Below are 16234 nucleotides of genomic sequence, written 5' to 3'. Positions count from 1 at the left end.
AATGAGCGATAAACTAACCCATGTGAATGCCAAAGGTGAAGCACACATGGTCGATGTCGGGGGAAAACGCGAAACCGACCGGATAGCTATTGCCCATGGTTCTATAAAGATGGCAAGGGAAACACTCGAAGCAATCGAAAATGGCAACGCCCCGAAAGGCGACGTTTTGGCAACAGCCCGAATAGCAGGCATTATGGGGGCAAAAAAAACATCGGAGCTTATTCCGTTATGCCATCCCCTCATGCTCACAAAAATTGCTATCGACATTACCGCCGATCATGATTTGCCCGGTTATCAGATTACTGCAACCGTCAGTCTTAACGGCAAGACCGGTGTCGAAATGGAAGCTTTGACGGCTGTATCCATTACGTGTTTGACGATTTACGATATGGCAAAAGCTCTCGATAAAAACATGATCATCAGCAATATTTGTCTATTGGAAAAGCGGGGAGGAAAATCTGGCACATGGAAGCGAGAAGAAAAAAATGCCTCTCATCAATGTTGAAGAATCTCTAAACCGTTTACTCGCAGCAACTGAAACGCTTGAAAGCGTGCTTACTCCATTGACCAAGGTTGGACAGGCGCAAGTACTGGCTCAGGATGTTATAGCCGAATTGACCGAACCTCCCTTCCGTTCCTCTGCTATGGATGGTTTTGCCATACGCTATCAGGATTACCGGAAAGACGCAAAATTCCAAGTTGTCGGAGAGGCCGCAGCAGGCAAAGGCTATGACGGAAAAATCGGCAAAGCCGAAACTGTCCGGATTTTTACCGGTGCTCCCGTTCCTGACGACGCCGATACCGTTATAATTCAGGAAAACGCCGTGATAGAAGGCAATAGCGTCTCTTTTACAAAAGCGCCCGAACCGAATGCCAATATTCGTCCCAGAGGCGGAAATTTCGAAAAAGGTGACAGTGTTCTTAAAAAAGGGCGTGTCATGACACCTTCTGCCTTGGCACTTTGCGCGTCAACCGGCCATGGAGCGGTAAAAGTTGTCAGGCGTCCGAAAATTGCTGTTTTGGCAACAGGAAATGAGCTTGTAGAAGCTGGCGAGATCCCCGGAAAAGACCAGATCGTATGCTCGAATTCCTATGGTCTTACCTATCTGATACGAGCCCATCATTGCGACGTTGTCGATCTCGGGATAGCCCGCGACAATGAAGAATCAATCCGCGAAAAGATTAACCGGGCAAGAGACGAAAAAGTTGATCTTCTTGTCACCAGCGGTGGCGTTTCTGTCGGTAAATATGACCTTGTGCAAACTGTTTTGAAGTCGGAAGGTATGAAACTCGACTTCTGGAAAGTTGCAATGCGTCCGGGTAAACCCCTCATGTTCGGGGTTTTGCCCCATGACAATAAAATGCTGGTTTTAGGGCTTCCCGGAAACCCTGTATCAAGCATGGTTTGCGGCCATATTTTTCTGGTTCCGATATTGGAAAAACTTTCAGGAAGAACTTATCGCCCTCATATCGAAGACGCACTTCTTGCCGTACCACTTCCGGAAAACGGCCCGAGACGGCATTTTGTCCGTGCCAACCTCTCCGTTAATGCAAAAGGTGAAAGATGGGTCACGCCGGTGCGTAGTCAGGATTCATCCTTGATACGGCTCATGGCCAATGCTGATTGTCTCATCATCCGCGAGGAAAACGGCACCCCGCTTCAAGTGGGCGAGCCATGCCGCATTTTCATTCCCGATGGTGCGGGTCTATAATATTTTCGGCGTGGTCCAGCTAATGCCGCGCTGAAAGACGATAATGACGCGGCCTATCATTTAAAATCGGGAACTATGCATGCATTTTCAAACCCGATGGTGCGGGTCTACAATATTTTTGGCATGCGTCCGGTTATAGCTGCTTTTGTAATAGCAAGATAATGGCGAAGCGGAGAAGGTGTGACACATTCTTTGAACGCCAATGTGCCTTTCTTTTCAATCTTCTTTAACGCCTTCGGTATGATGGCCAGAGGTAGAAAAACCGGACGCACACTGACCGGCAAGTTTTTATAATGTTGATAGAATTTCTGGTAATGTTTTTTATCGAATTCGATTGCGGCGTTTAAAAGTTTTTTCTGCTGTTCTGATTCTTTATGAGGGGCAGAAACAATAAAATCCTCTGCCGTTGCCTCAACAATATTCTTCGGAAAATATTGGCGCCCGTTTGCTTTTAACAAGGGGAGCGAACGTAAGAGCCGACACATAAAATCTGCAACACCGCCGTGTCCTGACGCTTCCGCCGTCAATGACGAAGCATTTTTTTCGAGAATCTGACATGAAAGTTCCAAAAGCGCACTTGTTGTTTCACCGCAATAGCCTTCAAGACTTGTGAGATCAGGCATTTGATCATCATAAAAGTCGAACACACGTGCATCGCAATAGCGTAGCAGCGCGGCTTTCGGTAAATCATATTGCCGGATAGTTGAAAGCAATGCACTTAAGACCGGATTGCCCTCGCCCGTTTTACCGGCTTCGATTGCATCACGCCACCAACGCAAGCGAATTTCACCAATCATCGGCTCATGCACCGTTTCCGAAATTCGATTGATTTCGACATTAAAAGCAAAAAGGCTCGCAAGTCCCTCACGATATTGTAGCGGTGCGAATAAAATCGAGAGATAGCGATCTCTATCGCTCTCTTTTAACAGTTTTAAACAATAGGACGCGTCTTTATTCATTCAACTGCATAAAGGAGTGCGGCGACTGCGCGATCTTCTGCCAAGAGGACATTAAAAGTACGAACCGCAGCGCCGGTACTCATCGTGTCTGTAGAAATATGTTTTTTGCGCAGAACCATTCGCAAGTTTTCAGGCAACCTTAACAAATTTTCTCCTGTACCAACGAGAAAAACCTCGATTTTATCAGCTTCATCAAGAACATGCTTTATGTCCTCCATGGTCGGCACAGGCGTTTTCATTTCCAGACCATATATGCCGGACGGAACGCAAATGATCGAGCCGCGATTCGACATATCGGCAAAACGGAAACCACCATTTCCATAAGCATCAATAGGCGCACGTCCGGGGAAATGTGCCTCCCTCATCTTGATTGCATCAGACATCATGAACCCTTACCGTCGGTCTGGTTCGGCTTGACTCTCAAGAGCACCAGCAATGGACCGGCTATAAATATAGAAGAATATGTGCCTATGATTATACCAATGAGGAGAACCGATGCAAAATCTTTCATATCGGCACCGCCAAAGTAATAAAGAGGGACATGTGCCAGCAAAGTTGCAAGAGAGGTCAAAATTGTGCGCGACAAGGTACGGTTGATGGCAATATCAACGAGACTACGCATATCAATATTGCCGCGTTTTTTAAGGAGCGAACGAACCCGATCGTAAACAACAATCGTATCGTTCAAAGAATAGCCGATAATAGCAAGGAGTGCCGCGATGCTCCAAAGGTTGAACTGCCATTGGAACAGCAGGAAAATGCCGACAAGAATGATAATATCATGAACCGTTGTCAAAACGGCTCCGATTGCAAATTGCCAGCGGAAACGCCATAGAACATAAACAAATATTGCCAGCAATGACACGAAAATAGCAAGTGCGCTGACACGGCTCAATTCTGCCGAAACTGTCGGACCGACAATATCAAGGCGCTGCAAAGTGTAATCACTGCCGAACTCGCCCCGAAGTTTTACAGCAACAGTTTGTTCGGCATCTTCGCCATTTTCCTGACTTGCAATTGTCAATTCGGCTTCCGAAGGCCTTTTGGTTGGCGAAACATTGACACCCCCGATATTGAGATCGTTAACCCGAGAGGCAATGTCGTAAATATCCGCCTTACCGTTTTTAGCTTCGAGAACCGCTAAAGATCCACCGGCAAAATCGATTCCGTAATTTACCCCCGCTGTCACATAGAGGCCGCCAGTCAAAATAATCAGCACCGTCGACAAGGCCAGAGTTATTTTGCCAAGTTTCATAAAGCGGATACTGGTATTGGGCGGAATAATCCGAATGATGCGCTGTGGTATTTCACGAGGATGAAATGTCCGGATCCACCAGCTGATCATCATCCGCGTGAATGTGAAGGTCGTAAAGAGCGAGGTCAAAATGCCGATCGTAACTGTGAGCGCAAAGCCATGAATGGGACCGGTGCCCAACATGAACAAAACCAGTGCGGCAATGAAAGTTGTGACGTTCGCGTCAACAATCGTGCTCATGGCACCGGAAAATCCGGCTTCGACGGCTTGTGTCACCGAATAATTGTTGCGTCTTGCCTCGCGCACGCGCTCGTAGATCAAAATATTGGCATCAACCGATACTCCGATAATCAGAACAAGACCTGCAAATCCGGCAAGCGTTAGCGGCGTGCCGACAAGACTTAACACTGCTACCAACATCATCAAATTGGCAGCCAGTGCCACATCGGCAGTCAGCCCCAAAAGGCCGTATGACAAAACCATGAAAACGGCAACAATAACAAGAGCACCAAAAGCAGCGTGCAAACCGGCCTTTGCATAGGCTGTACCAAGGTCTCCCCCCACTGTTCTCTCTTCAATAAAAGTAAGATCAGTCGGAAGTGGTCCGGTTGTCAGAACAGTTTCGAGATTATGGGCGACATCATCCGGCAATGGCCCTACCCGAATATAGCCGTCATCAATCGGTACCGGAAATCTCATTGCTGCCAGAACTTCATTGTCAAACACAATGATGAGCCGCTTGTCGGAATTTTTTCGGGTAAATTCGGAAAGTTTTTGTTGTCCTTCGCTATCCAATGCGACAGTTAATAACGAGCCGGTTGTATCAGCGTTTTTTTCTGCATAGGCGCTCGCAATATTGTCATTGGTCAAAAACGGACGATCTTTCAGCAAATAGCTTACCGGCGGGTCATCCATTGAATAGGTAACAATTGTACCTTCGGGACGCGCAACTTTGCCCATAATCACATCGTTTACGGGAACGGATGTATCTTCTTCATAAAGTGAAAAACGCGCTGTTACGCTTACGATATCTTTAAGTAACTGGACATCGAAAAGTCCTGGTACTTCAATGCGGATTTTATCGCGGCTTTGCTTGGCAATAGAATAGTCTTTAAACCCCGCAGCTCCGATATCGAGACGTCTTTTCATGACGTCTATTGTCGCATCGCGTTCAGCAATTTCATTTTTTGGCAACTGGACCACAAGGCGCGAACCACCTTGTAAATCAACGCCCATTGGCAAATGAAGCGTCGAATAGAATTGCGGTAAATGGGTAAGCAAAGCCTGAGGTAGAATATTAGGCAAGGCGACTATCACGCCAACAAGAACTACAAACCAGATCAGAAGCCGTTTCCAGCGAGGAAAATAAAGCATGAGAAGGCTCCCGATTTTACCTCAAAATTTTACGTTCCCAAAATTACAATCAATAGAGTGTGCCAATGACATTCGCGCCAAAGCAAGCATTTCAAACAGGAAAGACCCTGTTATTCAGAAACTTTCAATGACAATTCCGATAGGAACTCGTGGAAATTGCCATTTTGCAAGAATCAATGATTCCCGTTTAACGGGAATCATCTTTAACAAAGTTAAAAAAAACGTCAAATATCCGTTTTCTGTTCGTTCAAGCTCCGGTCTTTTCCTGACTTGCTGCACTATCGGACTTGTTTTCGTCTTTCTCGATTTTTGCGGTATCATTTCCGCTATTATTGTCCTCGGCCGAAGCTGCTTGTTCAGTCTGATCAGTGTTTGACTCTTGCCTATTATCCGACTGTTTTTTCTTATTTTTGCCTTTAGCAGCTTTTAGTGCAGGCTTGGACTTTTGTTCACTAACCGGCTCTCCCTTGACCTCGACAGTCAGAATTTTCGCCCGCATCACGCGAACGCGGGTATTTTCTGCAATTTCAATTTCTACTTCACCGTTAGCATCACCAACAACTTTCGTAACGCGACCGATAAGGCCGCCTTCAGTAATCACAGTATCGCCCCGACGAATGGCATTCAGCATTTCCTGACGCTTTTTCATCTGGTTGCGTTGTGGCCGGATAATGAGAAAATACATGATGACGAAAATCAGAATAAAAGGTGCAAACGTCATCAAAGTTGACACTTCCCCCGTCGAACCACCAGCGGCCTGTGCATAAGCGTTGGTAATAAACATTAACTATCTCCTAGCTTTGATAGCGGGCATTACCCGTTTTGGATTGATCCCTGTAATTGACAAGTCAAACGCGACATCAACGAGCTTGAAGCTCATTCAACCGCTTCAAGCGATTTTTATTCAATCCTAGGCATTAAAGCTTTGCCTGCAAGAACGCAACCGGCAATGTTTTCATGAAGAAAAATTTTGGTTTTAATATTACACATGATAAAGATACGCTTCTACTTAATTGGCGGAAATTAAAATGATTGATGAAAATCTAAACCACAAACTGGATCAACTGATTGCTATATTGTCGCGCATGGCCCCTGCTGAAGCCAAGCCCCTCGATATGGACAACTGTGATTGTTTTGTATGGAATCCTGATAAACTTGCCCTGATGCCTGTCAAACACGTAAATAGAATTGATATTGACCTCATCAAGGGGGTCGATCAGGCGCGTGATGCGCTCATTGAAAATACGCGCCAATTTGCTAACGGCTTGCCGGCTAATAACGTGCTCCTTTGGGGAGCGCGAGGCATGGGCAAATCTTCATTGGTAAAATCAGTACAAGCGAAAATTAACGAGGAAAAAGCCGATAAACTTCCATTGAAACTTATTGAAATCCACCGTGAAGACATCGGAACATTACCAATATTGCTAACGGAACTCAGAAAAACGCCATACCGGTCAATTATTTTTTGCGATGATTTGTCTTTCGATCAGGATGACACGTCTTATAAATCATTGAAAGCCGCCCTTGATGGTGGTGTCGAAGGGCGTCCGGAAAATGTGGTTTTTTATGCAACCTCCAACCGCCGTCATTTAATGCCCCGCGAGATGATTGATAATGAATCGTCGACCGCCGTGAACCCCTCCGAAGCAATCGAAGAAAAAGTCTCGTTGTCGGATCGCTTCGGTTTATGGCTCGGTTTTCATAAATGCGCACAAGATGAATATCTCGATATGATTGACGGATATGTTCGCCATTACGGACTTGATGAACCGCTTGATAAAATCCATCATGATGCGCTCGAATGGGCAACAACGCGTGGAAACCGTTCCGGACGCGTGGCATGGCAGTTTATTATGGGACTAGCCGGACGGTTGGGCAAGAAACTCGATTAAGCGACTTCCGATAAAATAACAAAAAGCCGGTCAAAAACCGGCTTTCTCATAAAATTCAAACTTTCAAAGAATTATCAGTTTTCCAGATATTTGATCGGGTTAACAGGGCTCGAATTCTTGCGCACTTCAAAGTGGACACGCGGCGTCGATGCATTTCCCGACATACCGGATTTTGCGATTTCATCACCACGGCGGACTTTCTGTCCGCGTTGGACGAGAATTTTGCTGTTATGTCCGTAGACGGTAACAATATTGTTTTCGTGGCGGATAAGCACGGTGTTTCCGAATTCTTTCAAACCATCACCGGCATAGATAACAACGCCGTTTTCTGCTGCTTTAACGGACGAGCCTTCCGGAGCCATAATATCGATACCGTCATTCGTGCTTGAACCTTCTTTCTGACCGAAGCTTGAAAGAATACGTCCCTGTGCAGGCCAACGCATTTTGGAAATGCCTGTTGCCTGAGGTGCTACAACGGCTACATTTTCAGCCTGATTCATCGTCGTATCGCTGCTTTTTGCAACAGCAGGCTCGGCGGCAGGTTTTGCCGGTTCATTCTGTGCGGTCTTAACCGGTTCGGCGGCTGGTTGAGAAGATGCAGGCTGGCTTGCAGCAGCGGTCTTTGTCGGCGCTACCTGCTTTGTTTCAGGAGAAGCTGCCGGTGTTTGTGTTTTTGTTTGAGCAGCTGTTGAAGCCACTTCCGTATTATGACCGCCCGGAATAATTAATGATTGCCCGACACGGATTGCACCATTGCTCAAACCGTTAGCACTTTTAAGCGATTCGACGCTTACGCCGGTTTTACGCGAAACGCTATAAAGTGTGTCGCCACTTTGGACGATATAGCTGCCATTTTTCTTTGATGCCGATTGTGAGGGCATTGACGAAGACGATGATGACATCTGCCCAAGATTATGAGGTGGTGTCCCCAGAACCTGACCAGCAGATGCTACCTGCGTTGGCTGGGAAGCAGAAGAACCATAAGTCGGTTGGGATTGTGACTGGGCTGCCTGATAGGAAGGTTGACCGGCTACGGGCGGCAACTCGCTGCTCTGGATCGAGCCTGTGGTTTGCGGCATTTGTTGGTAACCGGCTTGTTTGTTGATCGCCTGTTGCTGATTGGCGGTGGCACCGGTATAAAAACTGTCGGTAAACCGTTGAGTACCTGAACTACATCCTGTGGCAAAACCAGCTAGGATGAACAATGCCGCTGTTCGAAGATAGCGGTGCGAAGCTTTACTCATAACTTTCAAACGCATGTTTTTTGTCCATATACCCGATACTCAACTGTAGCCATTAAAACGTGTTAATGTTACTCGACGGTTAAAATTTCGATTAAGGTTAAAAAAAATTATTGCCCGTCGAAATAGACCCCCTGCCTCGTAAACTGATCACATGCACATTTTATTATATATAATTTACGAGGAGTTTAAAAAAAGCCTATCAGAGGGATTAAGCCTTTTATCGTCTGACGATTTTCAATGAGGTTATTGATTTCAGGAAGCGATATTCCTGAGGAAATTACAGAATAGCTGCAACGCCTTCGATGAAGGGTTGGTAGCGCACTCTGAACATATCTGTCCTCTCGAACCTGCTTCCAGTCTTGCGATAGCGTACAACCATCTGTTCGCCTTCGTCCGGTCCGATAGCTTCTATAAGCACACCATTGGCTGCCAATAATTCGAGAAATTCCTGTGGATCACGATTACGTGATGGCCACACCAATATCCGGTCATAAGGGCCTGACCCGGACAAAGCGCGGCTGCCGTCCATTTGTCGCAAAACAATATTATCTATTTCCAATGCGTGAAATCGTTGACGGGCAATGTCGCATAAAGTTTTATATCTTTCGACCGTCGTCACACGGCCCGCAAGTCTTGCAATCAAAGCAGCGGTAAAGCCCGAGCCTGTTCCGATCTCGAGCACACGATGTTTTTTTTCGAGAGACAATGCAGAAATAATATATAACTGTTCTTCAAGCCTCTCGATATATTCGCCGCACTCTATCGGGATAACCTTATTCTCATAAGCACTATCGGTAAAAGGTGCCGAAACAAAGTCCCGACGCGATGTGCGTTCCAATGCAGAAAATAAGGCCATATCATCAAGCCCCCTGCCCCGCATTTTCAGGACAAGGCTTATCAATTCTTCTCGTTCTGACATAGGGGGCATCGCTTCCATCCCTCTATTTTCCCAAGAGCGCTTTTTCTAATACATCCAAAAATCTACGTGCCGTCAGATCAAGCTCTATTGGAGTAACAGAAATAGCCTTCTCCTGAAGCACATCAATATCTGTTTTTTCCTTGTTCTTGCCTTTTCCTCTACTGAAATACATCCAGTAATAAGGTAGGCCACGACCATCAGCGCGTTTATCGATAAGTATCTGGTGTCCGCGGTTACCAAGCGGAGCAACAGACAATCCTGTCACCTCGTCAGCTTCGCAAGCCGGGAAATTTACATTGAGCAAAACACCTTCGGGAAGCGGAATTTTTACGAGCTTTTTCAAAATATCCGGAGCGAGAGATAAAACCGTATTCCAAGGTATATTGTCGCGCTTCGTTTCGTGCAAAAATTCTTGTGAAAGAGCAATCGAGCGGATCCCCTGTAACATCCCCTCTACCGCACCTGAAACCGTTCCCGAATAGCTCACATCGTCAGCCAAATTACCTCCGGCATTAACACCCGAAAGAACAAGATCGGGCGCTTCCGGCATAATATGCTTGACCGCCATAATGACACAATCGGTAGGAGTGCCTTTCAAAGCAAAATGTTTTTCATCAATTTGACGCAAACGTAAAGGCTCTGAAATGGTCAAAGAATGTGAAACACCGCTTTGATCTTCTTCCGGAGCGACAACCCAGACATCATCAGAGAGTTGACGGGCGATCTGTTCAAGAATTTTCAGCCCTTCCGCATGAATGCCGTCATCATTGGTTAGCAAAATACGCATATTGAAGTTCCCTGAAATTTTTACGCTTCAATCCGTTCCAATCCACCCATATAAGGGCGCAGAACGTCCGGAATAACCACGGAACCATCTTTTTGCTGATAATTTTCCATAACTGCAATGAGACAGCGCCCGACAGCAACTCCAGAGCCATTCAGAGTGTGAACGAAGCGCGTCGATTTTTCGCCTTCTTTCCGGTAACGCGCATTCATACGCCGCGCCTGAAAGTCACCGCATACCGAGCAGCTCGAGATTTCGCGATAGGTATTTTGCCCCGGTAACCATACTTCTAAATCATATGTTTTGCGGGAGCTAAATCCCATATCACCGGTACATAACGTAATTGTCCGGAAGGGAAGCCCCAGACGTTTTAAAATATCTTCAGCGCACCCTGTCATGCGTTCCAATTCATCCAGAGAACTGTCTTCATCGGTAATAGATACCATTTCGACTTTCCAGAACTGGTGTTGGCGCAACATACCGCGCGTATCACGACCGGCAGCACCGGCTTCCGAACGGAAGCACGGGGTCAAGGCAGTGACGCGAATCGGGAGCTTTTTGGCATCCAGAATATCGCCTGCAACGAGATTCGTCAGTGGTACTTCTGCCGTTGGAATAAGCCAACGCCCGTCTGTTGTCTCGAACAAGTCTTCGGCAAATTTGGGCAGTTGGGCAGTGCCGAAAAGTGCGCTGTCACGAACGAGAACCGGAACTGAAACTTCACGATAACCGTGTTCCAGAGTGTGGACATCAATCATGAATTGGCCAAGTGCCCTTTCGAGACGGGCAAGCTGTCCCGACAAGACTGTGAAACGTGCGCCGGAAAGTTTCACCGCACGATCAAAATCCATTTGGCCAAGTTTTTCACCAATTTCGAAATGTTGTTTGGGTTCGAACGGGAAAGACGGTGGTGTTCCCACCTTATAACGTTCAACATTGTCATTTTCGTCGCGTCCTACCGGCACGTCGTCAAGCGGAATATTAGGAATACGGGACAGTGCCTCATCAAGAGCGGCGGTCAGCTCTTTTCCTTTTGTCTCTGCTGTTGAAAGGAATGTTTTGAGTTCTGCCACTTCCGACTTCAAGGCTTCGGCCCGTTTAGTATCACCGGATGCCATAGCCTGTGCAATTTCTTTCGAAGCGGCATTGCGTCTTTCCTGCGCAACCTGAACGTGAGAAACGTGGTTACGACGCTCAAGATCAAGCGCTATCAGTTTCTCTGCCTGTGGTTCGGCACTACGTTTTGCCAAAGCTTCGTCGAGTTTCTGCGGATTTTCCCGAATCCATTTGATATCAAGCATCAAGATATTCCTGTACAAATTTTTTTAATTCTATTTCTGTTCTTAAACCACAATGGCCTAATCAGGAAGCCTTGTTATTTTGTTTTGCCTGTTTCTTTTCAATCCAGCGTGAAACAATAATAGAAACTTCATAGAGCAGAATTGTCGGAAGCGCGACGCCGAACATCGTAAAGAAATCGGAAGGTGTCACCATTGCCGCAACAACAACAGCGATTAGAATTGCCCATTTCCGTTTGGAAACCAGCATTTTCGACGTAATAAGACCTGCTTTTGTCAACAGGCTGGTCACAAGAGGAAGCTGGAAAATAAGTCCGAATATGAGAATAAAAGATTGCATGAAGCTCAGATAATCGGAAATACGTGCAATAAATTCAACTTTCAAATGAGAATCAGGCAATAATTGCTGTGACAGTGAAAACCACAACATCATCGGTGCAAGCACACAATAAACAAATGCTCCACCTAAGAGAAACAATACCGGCGCACTGATGAGAAATGGCAAAAAAGCGCGCCTCTCGTTGCGATAGAGGCCCGGCGCGATAAAGCTGTATAACTGGAACGCAAGATAGGGAAATGACAAAATGACGCCGCCAAACGCTGCAAGCTTCATTTTGGTCAGAAATGTTTCCCAAACCTGCGTTGATTGCAAACGGATGCTGTCAGGATTTCCGCCGGAAATTTTCATTGCCCATTGATAGGGCCACAAGAGGAAATTCAGGATGTAATCCTTGACGAAAAAGCAGATAATAAAGGCAATAGCAAATGCAATCAAAGATACGATAATCCGGTGGCGTAACTCGATCAAATGATCCAGTAGCGGCGCCGAGCTTGCTTCGACTTCGTCTTCATCCTCATGCACGATGGTCTTTTCCTATTTTATTCAAACGTCGGCAGTGGTTGCCTTTTTAGGCCGTGAAGCAGCCTGTTTTGCGGTTTTCTGTTTTTGTGCAGGAGCTTTCACAGCTCCGGTACTAGCGGGCTTTTCAGGCGATGACGACTTTGTTGTTGCTGACACCTTACGCTTTGTCGCCGTTTTCAGCTTCAACGCTGCGGTTTGTTTTGCCGTCATCTTGCCTTTGGCCGGTGTTTCAACTGTCGGCTTTGTTCTTGTCACTTCGGAGGATGTTGGTGTTGCCGGATGTTCCTCCGCTGCCACACTGTCACCTCCTGCAGAGGCTGTTGGAACTGTTGCTGACTGGAATTTTTCATCATCAACTATTCTGACAGCACTGGCCGTCGCACCAGCAGATAATGAATGACTTTGCGAATTTTCGTTATCTTTACCACCGGAAGACTTATCAGCCACGTCTTCTAAAGCAGAATCTTGCGACTTCGATTGCTTGTCGTCCTCCTGACTAACCTCAATACTCGCTTTGACATCTTTCGCGACATCCCGAATAGGATCGAATATTTCGGTCAGCTTTTTGCGAGGATCAAGGTCCTTTACATCGGTAAGAGTTTTTTGCAAATCATCAAGCTCGGCTTCATGCATGGCTTCGTCGAATTGGCGACGGAACTCGTTTGCTGTCGTGCGCATACGAGCCGTTGCCTTGCCGATTGCTTTCAACATTTTTGGCAAGTCTTTCGGGCCGACTACAACAATCAGCACGATAAGGATAACAATAAATTCCGGTCCATCAATTCCGAACATTATTCAAAGCCCCTTTCCGACAAGAAAGGCTTTCGCAAGAAAAGCTCTAACGCCAAGAAAACTTATGATTTTGTTGTTTTACGTTGCGTCGTTTTGGCTTTCGGCTTGGATGCACGTGGTGCAGCCTTTTTTGCGGTTGATTTCCGAGTATTTGCAACCCGCTTCACCGGTTCAATTGTTTCTTCCGGCTTAACATCAATGGTTTTGATTTCAGGCCGCTCGGCGGGTTGTTGAGCTTCAACCTCGTCATCGTCCTCTTTCAGACCTTTTTTGAAACTCTTGATACCCTTGGCAAAATCTCCCATGAATTCTGAAATTTTACCACGACCGAATAGGACAAGAATGATGAGTAGGATCACTATGAGGTGAACAGGTGAAAGGAAATTTCCCATTATGTACTCTCTTCAATGCTGGAACTGTCTTAATGTGTACTTTTAGACACTTTTTTCAAGTCTTTTAAACACAACCACGTGTATTTACATTTTTTATTCCCAAACAAGGTGATTTTAAGATTTTTCTTCCCGATCAAGTGGACTTAAAAGTCCTAATTGTTCCAAATTGATATCTTCAAGCGGTTCTTCTTCATCGGTTAGAATATCCGGATCGGCGGTTGGTGATGGCATACGGAAACTTGATGGTAATCTTGACGATAGAAGACCTGCACCTTTCAGCTCTTCCATCCCCGGTAAATCCGAAATTTCCGGCAGGCTGAATTCATCCAGAAAAGCAAGGGTCGTTCCGTAAGTGACTGGTCGTCCCGGAACGCGCCTCCTTCCACGAATTTTCACCCAACCTGCTTCCATCAACACATCCAACGTGCCTTTCGATGTTTCAACGCCTCTGACGTCTTCTAGTTCCGCACGCGTTATCGGTTGATGATAGGCAATAATTGCCAGCACTTCCAAAGCAGCACGGGAAAGTTTCCTTGGCCGCTCTTCTTGCCTGTTCAAAAGAAAGGAAAGATCGGGCGCTGTCCGGAACGCATAAGCATTTCCCACTTTTACGAGATTGACCCCGCGTTTTTGATAATCCTGTTTCAAAACATCCATAATCGCCGAAATATTTGCGCCTTTGGGAAGCCGCTCTTCCAAAGCGCGATCAGTCACAGGTTCGCTCGACGCAAAAACAATTGCTTCGGCCATGCGAACAAGTTCGGGCGTTATGTTGAGCTCGCCATTTTTATTTTTTTCTGCGTTTTTTGGTTCAGTCATCTTGCTTACTTTCGGGCTTTGCCCCGCCCCCGATATTTATGGTTTTCGGCCCTTCAGCCTTTTTGTGCGCACGAAGATAAATCGGAGCAAAAGGTGCAGCCTGACGGATATCAAGCTGCTTTTCTCTCACCATTTCAAGACTTGCCGCGAAAGTGCTGGCCAATGCTGTGCGACGTTCATAAGCTGTCGGAATAAAAGCAAATAGAAACTTGTCCAATGCCTGCCAATCTTTTGCTTCGCCCATCAACCGCACCAATATTGCGCGCGCGGCTTTTAGCGACCAGACCTCTCTCTTTCCTACTTCGACGCGTTTCACAGCCTGTCTTTGCCTTAAACCGGCATAAGCCATCAACAAGTCATAGAGTGATACGTCATAGAGGTGCTTTTTTTCAACCACTACCATTTCCGGATTGGCGCGCTTGAAAACATCACGCCCCAAACGATTGCGGTTCACAAGCTGCCCTGCCGCCTCGCGCATGGCCTCAAGCCTCTGCAAACGGAATTGTAACAATCCCGCCAGTTCTTCGCCACTTTCCCCTTCATCATCCGACCGCTGCGGCACAAGCAAACGGGATTTGAGATAAGCAAGCCAGGCCGCCATCACCAGATAATCGGCTGCAAGATCGAGTCTTAATTCATGTGCGGTTTTAACGAAATCGAGATATTGTTGCACAAGTTCGACAATGGATATATGTGCCAGATCGACTTTCTGGTTACGTGCGAGTTGCAACAGAAGATCAAGCGGGCCTTCGAACCCTTGAACATCAATAACCAATGTCGGTTCACTGACTCCGTGTTCCTCATCCTGTTCCCAAATGGGTTCCATTGCTTTTTGAGCACGGTGTCCGTTCGCGTTTTTTAATTTCGGATTAGATTTATTGTCGTTTTGTGCCAAATCCGATTCCTCTTAGCTTAACGCAAGGAGATTTTGAAATTCCTCCCGCAATGCCTTCTCGTCAGTTTGATCGGGTTTGCCAACCCAATTGGTTGCATTTTGCGCGCGCTCGAGCGATTTACCTTCAAGCCAAGGCGTTGCTGCAGCGATTTTTTGCATTTCTTCTTTTTCGCCATTGCAATGTAAAACGAGATCGCATCCGGCTTCGAAAGCCTCTTTTGCTAAATCGCCCAGATCGCCTGAAAGCGCCTTCATCGATAAATCATCCGTCATCAACAAGCCATCAAAGTCAATCTCTTTGCGAATAATTTGACCCACGACCTTTTTTGACAAGGTTGCCGGTTTTTCGGCATCAACGCTTTCATAAACAACATGCGCCGTCATTGCCACCGGAAGATCGGATAATGCCTCGAATGGAGCAAAATCATTAAGCCGTAAAGTCTCCAATGGTGCATCAACACGGGCAAGGCTTTTATGAGTGTCGCATAATGCACGACCGTGCCCGGGAATATGTTTCATGACCGGCAGGACACCGCCTGCCTTCAAACCTTCTGCGGCTGCTCGCCCCAAGGCTATGACTGTTTCATAGTCATTGCCATAAGCACGCGTACCAATGACATTATCTGCTCCTTCAATCGGCACATCAAGAAGCGGCAGGCAGTCGGCATTTATTCCCAACCGGCGCAGATCAAATGCGTGAAGACGTGACATGATAAAGGTTGCGCGCAATCCTTTTGCTTTATCCTTTTTATAGAGTTCACCCAATGTTGCCGCTGGTGGATAATCAGGCGCTAGCGGCGCACGCAACCTTTGGACACGTCCACCTTCCTGATCAATGAAAATAAAAACATCGTCGCGGCCAGTTGCAGAGACGAGCGATGAGGTTAATTGTTTAACCTCGTCTGCCGAACCGATATTTCTTGCAAAAAGAATGAAAGCCCAGGGGTGGTTTTCTGCTATAAAATCTTTTTCGGCTGCCGTTAGGCTAAGGCCTGATACACCAACAATCATAGCTTTCATATTTTGCATAGTCCTTA

General features: G+C 46.5%; 17 protein-coding genes. 3 read left to right on the top strand and 14 right to left on the bottom strand.

All coding sequences use genetic code 11. From position 1 onward, the window contains the following. Position 1 precedes the first annotated feature (1 nt). Together moaC and glp are read left to right on the top strand one after the other, a co-directional pair. Complete coding sequence (gene moaC / locus H3S83_RS05725; RefSeq protein ID WP_198232324.1) at positions 2-505, top strand: cyclic pyranopterin monophosphate synthase MoaC; 504 nt, start codon at positions 2-4, stop codon at positions 503-505. Further along, entirely contained in the window at positions 486-1712 is a 1227-nt protein-coding gene (gene glp, locus H3S83_RS05720) for a gephyrin-like molybdotransferase Glp (protein ID WP_198239155.1), read from the top strand. Before moaC ends, glp begins: the two co-directional genes overlap by 20 nt. 107 nt (positions 1713-1819) lie before the next feature. Here glp and H3S83_RS05715 read toward each other — a convergent pair whose 3' ends face one another. The 4 genes from H3S83_RS05715 to yajC form a co-directional block, all read right to left on the bottom strand. Then, on the bottom strand, positions 1820-2671 hold the full coding sequence (locus H3S83_RS05715; protein ID WP_198239154.1) for a phytoene/squalene synthase family protein: 852 nt from the start codon (positions 2669-2671) through the stop codon (positions 1820-1822). Then, the gene (locus tag H3S83_RS05710) at positions 2668-3054 is read right to left on the bottom strand and encodes an Mth938-like domain-containing protein (RefSeq protein ID WP_078040365.1); all 387 of its coding nucleotides are present in this window, start codon (positions 3052-3054) and stop codon (positions 2668-2670) included. Before H3S83_RS05710 ends, H3S83_RS05715 begins: the two co-directional genes overlap by 4 nt. Next, positions 3054-5300, bottom strand: coding sequence for a protein translocase subunit SecD (secD, locus tag H3S83_RS05705; protein WP_198239153.1), 2247 nt, complete (start codon positions 5298-5300; stop codon positions 3054-3056). Before secD ends, H3S83_RS05710 begins: the two co-directional genes overlap by 1 nt. 247 nt (positions 5301-5547) lie before the next feature. Further along, positions 5548-6084: a preprotein translocase subunit YajC gene (yajC, locus tag H3S83_RS05700; RefSeq protein ID WP_078039365.1), complete on the bottom strand. Its 537-nt coding sequence runs from the start codon at positions 6082-6084 to the stop codon at positions 5548-5550. Positions 6085-6328: 244 nt separating this feature from the next. On the opposite strand from yajC, the gene H3S83_RS05695 reads away from it, so the two are divergent. Further along, entirely contained in the window at positions 6329-7192 is an 864-nt protein-coding gene (locus H3S83_RS05695; RefSeq protein ID WP_198239152.1) for an ATP-binding protein, read from the top strand. A 74-nt stretch (positions 7193-7266) separates the two neighbouring features. On the opposite strand, the gene H3S83_RS05690 is transcribed toward H3S83_RS05695, so the two are convergent. The 10 genes from H3S83_RS05690 to nagZ form a co-directional block, all read right to left on the bottom strand. Further along, positions 7267-8451, bottom strand: a complete 1185-nt coding sequence (locus tag H3S83_RS05690) for a peptidoglycan DD-metalloendopeptidase family protein (protein WP_198239151.1) — start codon at positions 8449-8451, stop codon at positions 7267-7269. A 262-nt stretch (positions 8452-8713) separates the two neighbouring features. Next, positions 8714-9373, bottom strand: coding sequence for a protein-L-isoaspartate(D-aspartate) O-methyltransferase (locus tag H3S83_RS05685; protein ID WP_077971062.1), 660 nt, complete (start codon positions 9371-9373; stop codon positions 8714-8716). Positions 9374-9377: 4 nt separating this feature from the next. Continuing rightward, entirely contained in the window at positions 9378-10142 is a 765-nt protein-coding gene (gene surE, locus H3S83_RS05680; protein ID WP_198239150.1) for a 5'/3'-nucleotidase SurE, read from the bottom strand. Positions 10143-10162: 20 nt separating this feature from the next. Then, entirely contained in the window at positions 10163-11440 is a 1278-nt protein-coding gene (gene serS / locus H3S83_RS05675; RefSeq protein ID WP_077971057.1) for a serine--tRNA ligase, read from the bottom strand. Positions 11441-11501: 61 nt separating this feature from the next. Continuing rightward, positions 11502-12299, bottom strand: coding sequence for a twin-arginine translocase subunit TatC (gene tatC / locus H3S83_RS05670; protein ID WP_198213045.1), 798 nt, complete (start codon positions 12297-12299; stop codon positions 11502-11504). A 21-nt stretch (positions 12300-12320) separates the two neighbouring features. Beyond that, positions 12321-13091, bottom strand: coding sequence for a Sec-independent protein translocase protein TatB (gene tatB, locus H3S83_RS05665; RefSeq protein WP_198239149.1), 771 nt, complete (start codon positions 13089-13091; stop codon positions 12321-12323). 62 nt (positions 13092-13153) lie between these two features. Next, complete coding sequence (gene tatA, locus H3S83_RS05660) at positions 13154-13483, bottom strand: twin-arginine translocase TatA/TatE family subunit (protein WP_198224898.1); 330 nt, start codon at positions 13481-13483, stop codon at positions 13154-13156. Between the two features lie 114 nt (positions 13484-13597). Beyond that, positions 13598-14302, bottom strand: coding sequence for an SMC-Scp complex subunit ScpB (gene scpB / locus H3S83_RS05655; RefSeq protein WP_198239148.1), 705 nt, complete (start codon positions 14300-14302; stop codon positions 13598-13600). Further along, on the bottom strand, positions 14295-15128 hold the full coding sequence (locus H3S83_RS05650; protein WP_198239669.1) for a ScpA family protein: 834 nt from the start codon (positions 15126-15128) through the stop codon (positions 14295-14297). Before H3S83_RS05650 ends, scpB begins: the two co-directional genes overlap by 8 nt. An 81-nt stretch (positions 15129-15209) precedes the next feature. Then, on the bottom strand, positions 15210-16226 hold the full coding sequence (gene nagZ / locus H3S83_RS05645) for a beta-N-acetylhexosaminidase (RefSeq protein WP_198239147.1): 1017 nt from the start codon (positions 16224-16226) through the stop codon (positions 15210-15212). Between the last annotated feature and the right edge of the window lie 8 nt (positions 16227-16234).

Source organism: Bartonella sp. W8122 (genome assembly GCF_016102485.1).
Lineage (GTDB): Bacteria > Pseudomonadota > Alphaproteobacteria > Rhizobiales > Rhizobiaceae > Bartonella > Bartonella apihabitans.
The sequence above is the reverse complement of the archived record's forward strand: the minus strand, read 5'-3'. Positions and strand labels throughout refer to the sequence as shown.

What these genes read in the sequence shown, in the direction of transcription:
- moaC (WP_198232324.1), top strand. Translation starts at nt 2, where the DNA reads ATGAGCGATAAACTAACCCATGTGAATGCCAAAGGTGAAGCACACATG.
- glp (WP_198239155.1), top strand. Translation starts at nt 486, where the DNA reads ATGCCTCTCATCAATGTTGAAGAATCTCTAAACCGTTTACTCGCAGCA.
- H3S83_RS05715 (WP_198239154.1), bottom strand. Translation starts at nt 2,671, where the DNA reads ATGAATAAAGACGCGTCCTATTGTTTAAAACTGTTAAAAGAGAGCGAT.
- H3S83_RS05710 (WP_078040365.1), bottom strand. Translation starts at nt 3,054, where the DNA reads ATGTCTGATGCAATCAAGATGAGGGAGGCACATTTCCCCGGACGTGCG.
- secD (WP_198239153.1), bottom strand. Translation starts at nt 5,300, where the DNA reads ATGCTTTATTTTCCTCGCTGGAAACGGCTTCTGATCTGGTTTGTAGTT.
- yajC (WP_078039365.1), bottom strand. Translation starts at nt 6,084, where the DNA reads ATGTTTATTACCAACGCTTATGCACAGGCCGCTGGTGGTTCGACGGGG.
- H3S83_RS05695 (WP_198239152.1), top strand. Translation starts at nt 6,329, where the DNA reads ATGATTGATGAAAATCTAAACCACAAACTGGATCAACTGATTGCTATA.
- H3S83_RS05690 (WP_198239151.1), bottom strand. Translation starts at nt 8,451, where the DNA reads ATGCGTTTGAAAGTTATGAGTAAAGCTTCGCACCGCTATCTTCGAACA.
- H3S83_RS05685 (WP_077971062.1), bottom strand. Translation starts at nt 9,373, where the DNA reads ATGGAAGCGATGCCCCCTATGTCAGAACGAGAAGAATTGATAAGCCTT.
- surE (WP_198239150.1), bottom strand. Translation starts at nt 10,142, where the DNA reads ATGCGTATTTTGCTAACCAATGATGACGGCATTCATGCGGAAGGGCTG.
- serS (WP_077971057.1), bottom strand. Translation starts at nt 11,440, where the DNA reads ATGCTTGATATCAAATGGATTCGGGAAAATCCGCAGAAACTCGACGAA.
- tatB (WP_198239149.1), bottom strand. Translation starts at nt 13,091, where the DNA reads ATGTTCGGAATTGATGGACCGGAATTTATTGTTATCCTTATCGTGCTG.
- tatA (WP_198224898.1), bottom strand. Translation starts at nt 13,483, where the DNA reads ATGGGAAATTTCCTTTCACCTGTTCACCTCATAGTGATCCTACTCATC.
- scpB (WP_198239148.1), bottom strand. Translation starts at nt 14,302, where the DNA reads ATGACTGAACCAAAAAACGCAGAAAAAAATAAAAATGGCGAGCTCAAC.
- H3S83_RS05650 (WP_198239669.1), bottom strand. Translation starts at nt 15,128, where the DNA reads ATGGAACCCATTTGGGAACAGGATGAGGAACACGGAGTCAGTGAACCG.
- nagZ (WP_198239147.1), bottom strand. Translation starts at nt 16,226, where the DNA reads ATGCAAAATATGAAAGCTATGATTGTTGGTGTATCAGGCCTTAGCCTA.